At 63.4% G+C, this 12117-nt stretch carries 9 protein-coding genes; 5 read left to right on the forward strand and 4 right to left on the reverse strand.

Annotated features, from left to right (window positions below; genetic code table 11):
• Positions 1-31: 31 nt before the first annotated feature.
• From AC5RU9_RS06775 to AC5RU9_RS06785, 3 genes are read left to right on the forward strand one after another with little or no spacing between them, the layout of a single operon-like run.
• A complete protein-coding gene (locus AC5RU9_RS06775) occupies positions 32-1588 on the forward strand; it encodes a circularly permuted type 2 ATP-grasp protein (protein ID WP_494015836.1) in 1557 nt (518 codons plus the stop codon).
• Between the two features lie 57 nt (positions 1589-1645).
• On the forward strand, positions 1646-2572 hold the full coding sequence (locus AC5RU9_RS06780) for an alpha-E domain-containing protein (protein ID WP_211712668.1): 927 nt from the start codon (positions 1646-1648) through the stop codon (positions 2570-2572).
• The gene (locus AC5RU9_RS06785; RefSeq protein WP_211712669.1) at positions 2569-3420 is read left to right on the forward strand and encodes a transglutaminase family protein; all 852 of its coding nucleotides are present in this window, start codon (positions 2569-2571) and stop codon (positions 3418-3420) included. The genes AC5RU9_RS06780 and AC5RU9_RS06785 overlap by 4 nt, the downstream gene beginning before the upstream one ends.
• 65 nt (positions 3421-3485) lie before the next feature.
• On the opposite strand, the gene AC5RU9_RS06790 is transcribed toward AC5RU9_RS06785, so the two are convergent.
• Both AC5RU9_RS06790 and glgC read right to left on the reverse strand, forming a co-directional pair.
• Positions 3486-4937 carry an SDR family NAD(P)-dependent oxidoreductase gene (locus tag AC5RU9_RS06790; protein WP_494015837.1) on the reverse strand — a complete coding sequence of 484 codons (1452 nt, stop codon included), beginning with the start codon at positions 4935-4937 and terminating at the stop codon, positions 3486-3488.
• Positions 4938-5004: 67 nt separating this feature from the next.
• A complete protein-coding gene (gene glgC / locus AC5RU9_RS06795; RefSeq protein WP_494015838.1) occupies positions 5005-6417 on the reverse strand; it encodes a glucose-1-phosphate adenylyltransferase in 1413 nt (470 codons plus the stop codon).
• 93 nt (positions 6418-6510) lie between these two features.
• Here glgC and glgA point away from each other — a divergent pair, with 93 nt between their 5' ends.
• The gene (glgA, locus tag AC5RU9_RS06800; RefSeq protein ID WP_494015839.1) at positions 6511-7707 is read left to right on the forward strand and encodes a glycogen synthase; all 1197 of its coding nucleotides are present in this window, start codon (positions 6511-6513) and stop codon (positions 7705-7707) included.
• A 137-nt stretch (positions 7708-7844) separates the two neighbouring features.
• Here the strand turns inward: glgA and AC5RU9_RS06805 are convergent, their stop codons facing one another.
• A complete protein-coding gene (locus AC5RU9_RS06805; RefSeq protein ID WP_494015840.1) occupies positions 7845-9947 on the reverse strand; it encodes an acyl-CoA dehydrogenase family protein in 2103 nt (700 codons plus the stop codon).
• Between the two features lie 46 nt (positions 9948-9993).
• Complete coding sequence (locus AC5RU9_RS06810) at positions 9994-10758, reverse strand: TetR/AcrR family transcriptional regulator (RefSeq protein WP_494015841.1); 765 nt, start codon at positions 10756-10758, stop codon at positions 9994-9996.
• On the opposite strand from AC5RU9_RS06810, the gene AC5RU9_RS06815 reads away from it, so the two are divergent.
• Positions 10757-12109, forward strand: coding sequence for an acetyl-CoA C-acetyltransferase (locus AC5RU9_RS06815; protein ID WP_494015842.1), 1353 nt, complete (start codon positions 10757-10759; stop codon positions 12107-12109). The genes AC5RU9_RS06810 and AC5RU9_RS06815 overlap by 2 nt on opposite strands.
• The last annotated feature ends 8 nt before the right edge of the window (positions 12110-12117 follow it).

Here is a 12117-nt window from a genome sequence, read left to right on the forward strand (position 1 = left end):
CTCGACTCGAAAAGGTGATTGTCTAATTCCCATGTCTGACCTATTCCAGGATTACTCCGAGGCCGCCGCCCGCAGTGGCGCCTACGACGAGATGTTTGCCCCGGGCCATGTAGCCAGAAAATCCTACGGTCAGGTTTCGGGTGCCCTGCGCGAGCTTTCCCTGGCGGATGTCACCGCCAGGGCGGACTCCATGGCCCGCACCTTCCTGGACCGCGGAGTGACCTTCGACTACGCGGGGGAGGAGCGGCCCTTCCCACTCGATATTGTTCCCCGCGTCATCCCGGCCGACGAATGGGACGTCCTGGAGCGCGGTGTAGCCCAGCGCGTCAAGGCCCTTGAAGCATTCCTCAACGACGTCTATGGACGCATGGCGGTGGTGGCCGATGGCGTGATCCCACGGCAGCTCGTCACCACCAGCGCGCACTTCCACCGGGCGGTCCACGGATTCGAACCGTCCGGGGGCGTCCGTGTGCACGTCTCGGGTATCGACGTCGTCCGTGATGCTGCCGGAACTTTCCGCGTCCTGGAGGACAACGTCCGCGTCCCGTCGGGCGTGAGCTACGTTCTGGAGAACCGCCGGGCCATGGCCAAGGGTCTGCCCGAGGCGTTCGGCCAGCAGCACATCCGGCCCGTGGAGGAATACCCCCGGCGCCTGCTTTCGGCCCTGCGCAAAACAGCACCCGCCGGCGTCGACGATCCCACCGTGGTTGTCCTGACCCCTGGCGTTTTCAACAGCGCCTACTTCGAGCACACCCTCCTCGCAGGCTTGATGGGCGTGGAGCTCGTGGAAGGACGCGACCTTATCTGCCGTGGAAATCGCGTGTACATGCGGACCACGGCAGGCGAGCAACGGGTGGACGTGATCTACAAGCGCATCGACGACGACTTCCTTGACCCCCTCCAGTTCCGCTCCGATTCCATGCTCGGCTGCCCCGGCTTGGTCAACGCTGCCCGCGCCGGCGGTGTGACCATCGCAAACGCGGTGGGTAACGGCGTAGCCGATGACAAGCTCGTGTACAGTTACGTGCCTGACCTGATCCGGTACTACCTTCACGAAGAGCCGATCATCGCCAACGTCGATACTTTCCGGCTCGAGGAAAAGGAAGCCAGGGAGCATGTTCTGGACCGCCTCGACGAACTGGTGGTCAAGCCGGTTGACGGTTCCGGTGGCAAGGGCCTGGTCATCGGCCCGGACGCGTCCAAGGACGAACTGGATGCCTTGCGCAAGCGCGTGATCGCAGACCCGCGTGGGTGGATCGCCCAGCCTGTCCTGCAACTCTCCACGGTGCCGACGCTTTCCGGCGACAAGTTCGGTCCCCGCCACGTGGACCTGCGGCCGTTTGCCGTGAACGACGGCGATGACGTCTGGGTTCTGCCCGGCGGCCTGACCCGCGTTGCGCTGAAGGAAGGGTCCCTGATCGTGAACTCCAGCCAAGGTGGCGGCTCCAAGGACACCTGGGTTCTGGCCAATTCACCCGAGTTGCCGGCCGAGGTCATTCCACGCCAGTCCGTGACAGTACGCGAACAGGTTTCTGTGTGGCCTGTGGAAAGCAACTGGCGCGACCGGCAGACGGAGCAGCAGCAGTGAACCCCGCCACCAACTACTTGAACTCCTACAGGCACCACGTGAAGGAGGCACAGTTCCATGCTGAGCCGTATTGCTGAGTCACTATTTTGGATCGGGCGCTACGTAGAACGCGCCGACGGTACTGCCAGGATCCTTGACGTGCACCTGGAGCGCCTGAACCACCTGCCCCTCGAGGAGCAGCGGAGCGTTGCGCGGGAACTGCTCGCCGTCATGGGTGCCAAGCCCCAAAGCGAGGACTTCGGCCTGCCTGAGCTGCTCCATGCCCTGGCTTATGACAAGCAGAGCGCCTCCTCGATCGCCGGTTCCCTCGGGGCAGCCCGTGAGAATGCGCGGCGTGCCCGGGAAACCGTCTCCCAGTCGCTGTGGGAAAGCCTCAACACGACGTACTACGGCCTGAACCAGCACCGCAAGGACGTCGTAGGAACATACCGTTTCTGCAACTGGGTGCTTGAGCGGACCGCCATGGTGCGCGGCCTGGCTGACACGACTGTGAGCCACGACGAAAGCTGGCTGTTCATGGTGCTCGGGCGCTCCCTTGAGCGGGCCGACATGACCGCCCGCATGCTGTCAACCCGTGATGTCCAGTCGGCCGGCATGTCCTGGGTCAACATGCTGCGCTGTGCCGGTGCCTACGAATCCTTCATCCGCACCCGCCGGGCAGCCTTCGGAGACCAGCATGCGGCCGAATTCCTCCTCCTGGACCGGCTCTTCCCGCGTTCAATCGTTTACGCCCTGCGCGACGCCGACGATTGCCTGGCAAAACTGGATCCTTCAGCGCAGCGCGTGGGCTTCATCAACGATGCCCGGCGGATCGTGGGCCAGGCCCGGACGTTCCTTGAGTTCCACCGCACCGATGACCTCATGTCTGAACTGCCCGAGCACATGGAACGTGTGCAGAAGGCCGTGACGCAGGCGTCGGATGCCATTTCCCGTAAGTACTTCAATCAGGCTGATGAGCATGCCTGGGTGGGAGAAGTTTCATGACCCGGCTGAGCATCGTCCACAAGACGGCCTACAAGTACAACCGCCGCGTGACCCTGTCCTACAACGAGGCCCGGATGACCCCGTTGACGGACGGCCAGCAAGTGGTCCTGGAGGCGTCCCTCAAAGTGTCGCCAAACCAGGCCTCCGTGAGCACCTACCGTGACTATTGGGGCACCCGGGTCACGGCGTTTGATATGCAGATGCCGCACGAGAGCCTGGAAGTGCTGGCGACTGCCACGGTGGAAGTGCACCGCACGGAACGGGTGGCAACGGAGGACGACATTGTCGGCTGGGACGTCATCGCCTCGGACAAGATCCAGGACGAATTCAGTGACTGGCTGCCCCAGTCCCGGTTGAGCGGCCCCGGCGAAGAAGTACTGGACATCGTTCCAGGCATTGTCGAAGGAAAGAACCCCCATGAGGCGGCCCTGGCTGTGTTCGCCTGGATGGCTGGTGAAATGACCTATATGAAGGGCACCACCGGTGTGACGACGAATGCCGAGCAGGCGTGGTCGCAGCGCCAGGGCGTGTGCCAGGACCTGGCTCACCTTGCCATCGGAGCCTTGCGCTGCAGCGGGATCCCGGCACGCTACGTTTCCGGTTACATCCACCCGCGGTCCTCCGCGGACATCGGCGAAACAGTCGCCGGGCAGTCACACGCCTGGTTGGAATGGTGGGACGGCGAATGGCGCAGCTGGGACCCCACCAACCACAAGCCCGCCGGCGACTACCACGTCACAGTCGCCAGAGGACGCGACTACCGTGACGTTCCTCCGCTGAAGGGCATCCTGTCCGGCGGCGGAGGTTCCGGTCTCTCCGTGTCTGTGGAGATCACCCGTCTCGCATAGGCATTTTGCACAACTAAGGCCCTTAAGACGAACGCTTAAGGGCCTTAGCTGTACTCAAACTTTCTTTACCAGGGAGAGGGCTTGTAGTCCTTGAGGAACACGCCGTACTGGTCCTCGCCCTTTTCCCCCATCACGATGGGGTCGTACACGCGCGCGGCACCGTCCACCAGGTCCAGGGGAGCATGGAAGCCTTCTTCCATGAGCCTGACCTTGGTGTAGTGCGGACGTTCATCGGTGATCCAGCCTGTGTCCACGGCGGTCATGAGGATGCCATCGGAGTCCAGCATCTCCTGGGCACTGGTTCGGGTCATCATGTTCAACGCGGCCTTGGCCATGTTGGTGTGGGGGTGTCCCGGGCCCTTGTAGGCACGCGAGAACTGCCCTTCCATCGCCGAAACGTTCACGATGTACTTGCGGTGCGCCGTCGAACGCTTCATGGCCCCACGCAGCCGGCTGACCAGCAGGAAGGGAGCGGTGACGTTGCACAACTGGACCTCGAGCATCTCGAGGGGGTCCACCTCGTCCACTACCTGGGTCCAGCTGTTGATCGCGGCCAGGTCCGGAACAAGTCCGCCGGCATCAATGGCCGTTCCAGATTCGATACGCTCCAGGGACGCCGAACCAGTAGAGAGCGCCAGTGACGTGATCGCGTCGCCAGCCAGCACCGGGTGTTCGGTGACGCTGCTTGCCAGGGCCAGCGGGTGCTTGTCATGCGCATGGCCGAACGTCACCAGCTCAGGGCCACCGTTGGCCACTTCCAGGGCGGCCGGCAACGGCTCGTCCTCGGCGTCCACCAACGGCTTGTAGGCATTGCCTGAGCGTCGCACGGTCTGGGCGGCGTTGTTGATGATGATGTCCAACGGGCCGGCCTTATCGAGCGAATCCGTCAGCGCCATGACCTGTGCCGGGTCGCGGAGGTCAATACCAACGATGCGAAGGCGGTGCAGCCATTCGGAGCTGTCCTCCATCGCGGCAAAGCGGCGGGCTGCGTCCTTGGGGAAGCGTGTGGTGATGGTGGTGTGGGCGCCATCCCGGAGAAGGCGCAGGGCAATGTACATGCCAATCTTCGCGCGTCCGCCGGTCAACAACGCCCTCCGGCCAGTGAGGTCCGTGCGGGCGTCGCGCTTGCTGTGGCTGAACGCAGCGCATTCCGGGCACAACTGGTGGTAGAAAGCATCCACCTGCGTGTAGTGCGTTTTGCAGATGTAGCACGGGCGGGAACGGATGAGGTGGCCGGCGATCTCGCCTGTGGCCGAGGGTGCAAGCTTGTTGCCCCGGGTTTCGTCGTCGATCCTGTCCGGGGCGGCCGTTGCTGTCAGGGCAATGACGGCACGGTCAGCTTCGGCGATGGAGTCGCGCTTGGTGACGCGGCGGTGGCGCTTGACGGCCTTGAACATCTTGCCGGTGGCACGCCGGACAGCAACGTAGTCCGGGTGCTCTTCGTCGTAGACGTGGATCGTTGTCAGAACCTTGAGGCAGGCCTGGATCTCTTCAGGCGTCAGATCGGTGGAGCTCATTGACCTGATTTTACAGCCTTGGGAGCCTCCGGCCTGCCTCGGGTTCTGTCAGCGTGCGGCCGGCGGGTTAGTGCGCGGCGCCCTGGGAAGCAGCGTCCGCCACGCGGGCCTGTATTCCCGCGGCTACCTTTTCAGCGGAGTCGCGGATATCGGGATCGTGGTGGGTGGCCGCCTTGACAGCTTCCGGAAGGCTTCGGCGATGCTGGGCGGAAAGAGCGAGTTCCGCTTCGCCTGGCTCCGGGACCACCTGGCCCTTGGCGAGGACCGTGATGCCGGACTCCGTGACCTTGTACCCGCGGGCCCTGTCCAGCTCGGGGTCCAAGCCAATGGCAGCACCAGCGGGGATCTTGACGTTCTTATCCAGGATGGCGCGCTTGATCACGGCACCTTCACCCACACGGACCTTGTCCATGAGAACGGAGTCCTGGACACGGCTTCCTGCCGCCACGTACGCGTCGTTGGAGAGGACGGATCCCTCAACGATGCCACCGGAAATCACGACGCCGCTGGCCACGATGGAATCGAGGGCAGTGCCCACCGTGTTGTTTTCGCCCCGAACGAACTTTGCGGGCGGGGAAATGCTCTGGCGGGTGTAAATGGGCCATTCAGAGTTGTACAGGTTGAAGATAGGGACTGGGGAGATCAGGTCCATGTGGGCGTCGTAGAACGAGTCGATGGTACCGACGTCGCGCCAATAGGTACGATCCCGTTCCGTGGCGCCGGGGATGTCATTAAGCGTGAAGTCGTACACGCCGGCTTCGCCCTGATCCACGAAATAGGGAATGATGTCGCCGCCCATGTCGTGTTTGGTGTCGAGCCGTTCCGCGTCTACGTGCAAGGCCTCAACCAACGCATCGGCGTCGAAGACGTAGTTGCCCATGGAGGCCAGGAACTGTGTGGGGTCCGCTGCGAGTCCGGGGGTGCTGGCAGGCTTCTCCACAAAGGCGGCAATCTTCTGGGGATCGTTCTGGTCCACCTCGATGACGCCGAACTGGTTGGCCATGTTCAGCGGCTGGCGTACCGCGGCCACAGTGGCCTTGGCTCCGCTGGCAATGTGCTGCTCCACCATTTGGGAGAAGTCCATGCGGTACACGTGATCAGCGCCGACCACTACCACGATGTCCGGGGCGTCGTCATGGATGAGGTTCAGCGATTGGTAGATGGCGTTGGCACTGCCAAGGAACCAGCTCTTGCCCACGCGCTGCTGCGCTGGAACGGACGCCACGTACCGGCCCAACTGCGTGGACATGCGCCAGGTTTCCGAGATGTGGCGGTCAAGGCTATGGGATTTGTACTGCGTCAGCACAACAATTTTCAAATATCCCGAGTTAACGAGATTGGATAGTGCAAAGTCAATTAGCCGGTAGCCGCCGGCAAACGGCACCGCAGGCTTGGCCCGGTCCGCCGTCAGCGGCATGAGTCGGTTGCCCTCTCCGCCTGCCAATACGATTGCCAAAACTTTCTTCAACGCCATGGTCACTGCTCCCCGTACGTCTTCGTAGCCCCCAAAAGTCCGATTTTCCGGACTCTTTCACACTAGAACACATACGCCGGAACGACTACGTTGGTTAGCGTGCGAATAGACATTGTGACTAAAGAATTCCCTCCGGAAATTTATGGCGGTGCCGGTGTCCACGTTGCCGAGCTCAGCCGGGTGCTGGCAAAGCACGTCGACCTTCACGTCCGGGCGTTCGGCGCGCCCCGTGATGCCGACTACCACGGGGCTACGGTGGCGTCCTACGCCACACCCGAAGACCTCGGCGACGCCAACGCTGCGATTCAGACCCTGGGCGTGGACCTGAGGATCGTTCCGGACATTGCGGGAGCGGACCTCGTCCACTCGCACACCTGGTACGCCAACATGGCCGGCCACCTCGCTTCGCTGCTGCACGGCATTCCGCATGTCCTCAGCGCCCACAGCCTGGAGCCGCTCCGCCCGTGGAAGGCTGAGCAGCTGGGAGGCGGCTATGCGTTGTCCTCCTGGGTTGAAAAGACCGCCTACGAGGCCGCCGCGGCCATCATCGCCGTTTCCGACGGCATGCGCCAGGACATCCTCCGCAGCTACCCCAACGTGGATCCGGACAAGGTCCGCGTGGTCCATAACGGCATCGACGTCTCGCTGTGGGAGCGGGACGAAGAAGACGATGCGATCCGCGCCCTGGGGATCGACCCTGCCAAACCGAGCGTCGTGTTCGTGGGGCGCAATACGCGCCAGAAGGGCGTTCCTTACCTGCTTCGCGCCGCATCGAGCTTGCCGGATGATGTCCAGCTGGTGCTGTGCCTTGGTGCCGCGGACACTCCGGAACTGGCTGCGGAAACTGCCCGCCTGATTGAGGAGCTGCAGACCAAACGCGAAGGCGTCGTCCTGATTGAGCGGATGCTCCCGCGGCGGGAACTGATCCAGGTCCTCAGCCATGCCACCGCCTTCGCCTGCCCTTCGATCTACGAGCCCCTGGGCATCGTGAACCTTGAGGCCATGGCCTGCGGCGCAGCCGTGGTGGCCAGCGCAACCGGCGGCATACCCGAGGTGGTGCAGCACGGGGAAACCGGCCTGCTGGTCCCGCTGGAACAGGTCACCGACGGCACCGGCACTCCATTGGATCCGGAAAAGTTCGTCAGCGATTTCGCTGCAGCCTTGAACCAGGTGGTCGCTGACCCGGCCCGTGCCCGCGAAATGGGTATTGCGGGACGGCGCAGGGCGGAGGAGCACTTCTCCTGGGAGTCCATCACCGAAACGACCCTTGAGGTGTACCGCTCGGTCCTGCGCTGACGCGCAGCGTCCAACCAGCAGTCCAAACAGCAGTCCAAACGACGACGGCGCCGCCCCCTTTGGTGGGGACGGCGCCGTCGGGCGTTAACTGTTAACTAAGGTTCCGCAACTGTTCACCGCCTGTCAGCGGAGTACTGCTAAGGGGTTTTGGCGGCCTTCAAGGCGAGCAGGGCTTTCTCGTCAGCCGGAGCGGTGCCGCTGGCGCGCTGCTCCCGGAAATGTTCGCGGGCCTGGTCCTGCCGGGTAGCTTCGGCACCGGTTGCGATGGCAGCGCGAAGGTGTTCGGGACCGTATCCGAAGGCATCAACGAGGTCCAGGGCGTGCGGACGGATCTTGACCAGCAAACGGTTGATGTAGGTGCCCACTGTGCGCCCGCGCTGCATGGACAGCCGGCCGTTCATGAGGTACCAGGAGAGGTGCTTCTCGATCAGCGACAAACCGAACAGGTCCCGCAGCCAGGTCAGGACCCGCTTGGTTCCCTCATCGGCAACGTGGGGGAGGGCCTCGGTGAAAGCTTCCCACTGCAGGAGCTCGGCGTGCGCCTGCGCGGCCTCGATGAGTTCGTGCTGGTGCTGGTTGAACAGCGCCGCGGCCTGGTGCTGGGGAAGCTTGTTGGCACCCTTCAGCGCTGCACCCACCTCAGCCACCATGGACTGGACCCGATCGGCGAGCAGTGTCCGCTGGCCTTCTTCGTCCCGCAGGGCCAAAGCTGCCTTTTGGACCGAGCCAGTGTCCGCAACGAACTGGGCAACCTGCCGCAAGCCCGTCCTGTGCAAGGCCACCCCGGCGGCCTGATCCACCACGTAGCGGGCAAGGACACCAAAGTCGGCACTGCGGAATTCCTTGGCGTAATCAGCCAACAATCGCTTGGCCACCAGCTGCAGCAAGACGGTGTTGTCGCCCTCGAACGTCACATACACATCCAGGTCCGCGCGCAGGGAAGCGAAGCGGTTCTCGATCAGGAAGCCGGCACCGCCACATGCTTCGCGGCATTCCTGCAACGTGTCCAGGGCATGCCAGGTGCTGAGCGGCTTGAGGGCTGCTGCCAACGTTTCAAGGTCCTGCCGGTCCGCGTCGGTGTCGTGCGCGCCTGAAAAGACGTCGTCGAATTTCTGCAGCAACTGTTCGTGCGCGAAGCTGGCCGCGTACGTCGTGGCCAGCCTGGTGAACAAGCGGCGCTGGTGCCGCTGGTAGTCCAGCAGCACTTCCTCGTCTGTGGACGAGGAGGCATTGAACTGGCGGCGTTCAGTGGCGTACTGGATGGCTGTCTTGAGGGCGAGCTTGCTTGCGGCAACCGCAGCGCCGTCCAGCGAAACGCGTCCTTGGACCAAGGTCCCCAACATGGTGAAGAAGCGACGCCCCGGGCTCTCGATGGTGGAGGTGTAGGTGCCGTCCGCGGCCACGTCGCCGTAACGGTTCAACAGGTTGGTTCGGGGGATCCGAACGTTGGTGAAGTGCAGCCGGCCGTTGTCGATGCCATTCAGGCCGCCCTTGATGCCGTCGTCCTCGCCGCCGATGCCGGGCAGGAATTCCTTCGTGGCCGGGTCGCGGAGTTCAACGTAGAAAGCGTGGACGCCATGGTTGACCTTTTTGGTGATCAGCTGGGCGAAGACGACGGCGGCAAGGCCGTCGGTGGCGGCGTTGCCGATGTAGTCCTTCCAGGCTGCACGGAAGGGCGTGTTGATGACGAATTCCTGGCTTGCTTCGTCGTACGTGGCGGTGGTGGCAATGCTGGCGACATCCGAGCCATGGCCTGTTTCCGTCATGGCAAAGCAGCCGGGTATCTCCAGGCTCATGATGCCGGGGAGCCACTTGTCCTGGTGTTCGGCGGTGCCCAGGTGCATCACGGCGGAACCGAAGAGGCCCCATTGCACACCGGCTTTGATCTGCAGGGACGGATCGGCGGTGACGATTTCCTCGAAGCCTGCAATGTTGCCGCCGTGGTCGTCAGAGCCGCCCAGACGGGTTGGGAAGGCACGATGGACGGTGTTGTTGTCCACCAGGAATTTCAACTGTTCAAAGACGCGGGCGCGATGCTCAGTGTGATGCAGCCCCTCAATCTTTTGCACCGCCGGGTTCCCTGCCACCTTGCGGGCCTCATGGCGGATATGGGCCCATTTGCCGAGGAGCTGCTCGCCGAGCGCGGCGACATCCACCACGGGTTCAGTGGCAGCGGTGGCGGCGTCGTCGCGGCCGGAGGATTTCTGGGCTGATGAGGCCTTGTCCACTACTTCAGTCATGTTGCTTCCTTCTTTGGTTCCGACAACTGATGAGTCATTGCTGGTGTCAGGTGGTGGTCTTGAGCGCCGGGGCAATGCCCAGGCAAAGCCAATCGGTGATCTGTCCCGCCATGGTGGCTTGATCGGGTTTCGTATTGTCCGCGGGGCTCCCCAACCACATCTCACCGGCGTTCCGGACGAGTCCGATTGCGGCCGTGGGCCAGTAGACGATCACAGACTCGTGCTGGTCGCCAAGGTATTCACGCATGGGTGTGGCGATCATCCCGGTGATCTGCTCGAAGAAGTTGCCCAGCGCACCGGAAGCTGCGATGGCGTCCTGCGAGGATGCCTCGCCTGGCGAGAGCCGGGTAATGAAGGCGTAGACATTGGGACTGGATTCGGCCATTTGAAGATAGGCGGACACCATTGCCAGCAAACCTTCGCGTGGCGTTTGGGCCTGTTGGGCTGCTTCCTGCATGCGGCGCTGCATTTGTCCCAGGACCACTTCGCCCATTGCCTGTTGGAGCCCTGCCTTGTCACCGAAGTAGCGGTAGAAGACGGATTTCGATGTGCCGGCTGCGCTTGCGATGTCCTCCATGGAGGAGTCGCTGCCCAGCTTGTGCACAGCCCTTCGCGCCTCCTTGATGAGGTCCCGGCGGCGTTCTTCCCGGTGTGATTGCCAGCGGGCAGCCCTGCCGTCAACCGCTCCGGCGGCGCCGGCCTGCGGGGGCACGGCTGAGACGGCGGATTCTTCGTGGCTACTGTTCACGATACCCAGCGTATCAGGTACGCTGGGTATCAGTAACCCGCATTGATCGAAGGAGACCAGCATGGCTGCATCAGATCTGAACCCGGACACCCCCCGGCAACAAACCGCTACGCCCACGGCAAACCGCGCTGCCGTCATTGTCGGCGGCAACCGCATCCCCTTCGCCCGGACCGGTGGCGCTTACGCCAAGTCCTCCAACCAGGACATGCTGACCGCCTCCCTCGAGGGGCTGATCGCACGGTTCGGCCTGCAGGACGAGCGCATTGGCGAAGTCGCGGCCGGTGCGGTGCTCAAGCACTCAAGGGACTTCAACCTCACCCGTGAAGCCGTCCTCGGCTCGGCCCTTTCGCCCGAGACACCGGCCTACGATCTCCAGCAGGCCTGTGCGACCGGCCTGGAGACCGTCCTTGGACTGGCCAACAAGATCAAGCTGGGCCAGATCGATTCGGCGATCGCCGGCGGCGTTGATTCAGCATCGGATGCGCCTATCGCCGTGAGCGAGGGTCTCCGCGAGATCTTGCTGGACCTGAACCGTGCCAAGACCACGGTGCAGAAAGTGAAGATCCTCAGCCGCATCAGGCCCAAGGACCTGGCACCCGACGCCCCGAACACCGGAGAACCACGCACTGGCCTTTCCATGGGGGAGCACCAGGCCCTCACCACCGCACAGTGGAAGATCACCCGTGAGGCGCAGGATGAACTCGCCTTCAACAGCCACCGCAACCTGGCGGCGGCCTACGAGCGGGGTTTCTTTGATGACCTCATCACTCCCTACCGCGGACTCAACCGCGACTCCAACCTCCGCGCCGACACCACGCTGGAGAAGTTGTCAACGCTGAAGCCGGTCTTCGGCAAGAACCTTGGCGCCGAAGCCACCATGACTGCCGGCAACTCCACCCCGTTGACCGACGGTGCCTCCACAGTCCTGCTGGCAAGCCCGGAATGGGCCGATACCCACGGTTTGCCCAAGCTGGCCACAGTCCTGGATGGTGAGGCCGCCGCCGTCGACTTCGTCCACGGCAAGGACGGCCTGCTCATGGCGCCCGTCTTCGCTGTCCCGCGCCTGCTGGCCCGCCATGGGCTGACATTTGAAGATATCGACTTCTTCGAGATCCACGAGGCTTTCGCCGGAACCGTCCTGAGCACCTTGGCCTCATGGGAAGACGAGGAATTCGGCCGGACCCGGCTGGGCCTCGACGGTGCGCTGGGGAAGGTGGACCGCGCGAAGCTCAACGTCAACGGATCTTCGCTGGCCGCAGGACATCCTTTCGCCGCAACCGGTGGGAGGATCGTGGCATCGCTCGCGAAGATGCTGCATGAGAAGGGCAGCGTCAACGGGCGACCCGCGCGCGGCCTCATCTCCGTGTGCGCCGCCGGCGGGCAGGGCGTCGTCGCCATACTGGAAGCAGCGTAGGGGGAGTC

The organism is Arthrobacter sp. B0316-5-4, assembly GCF_059090325.1.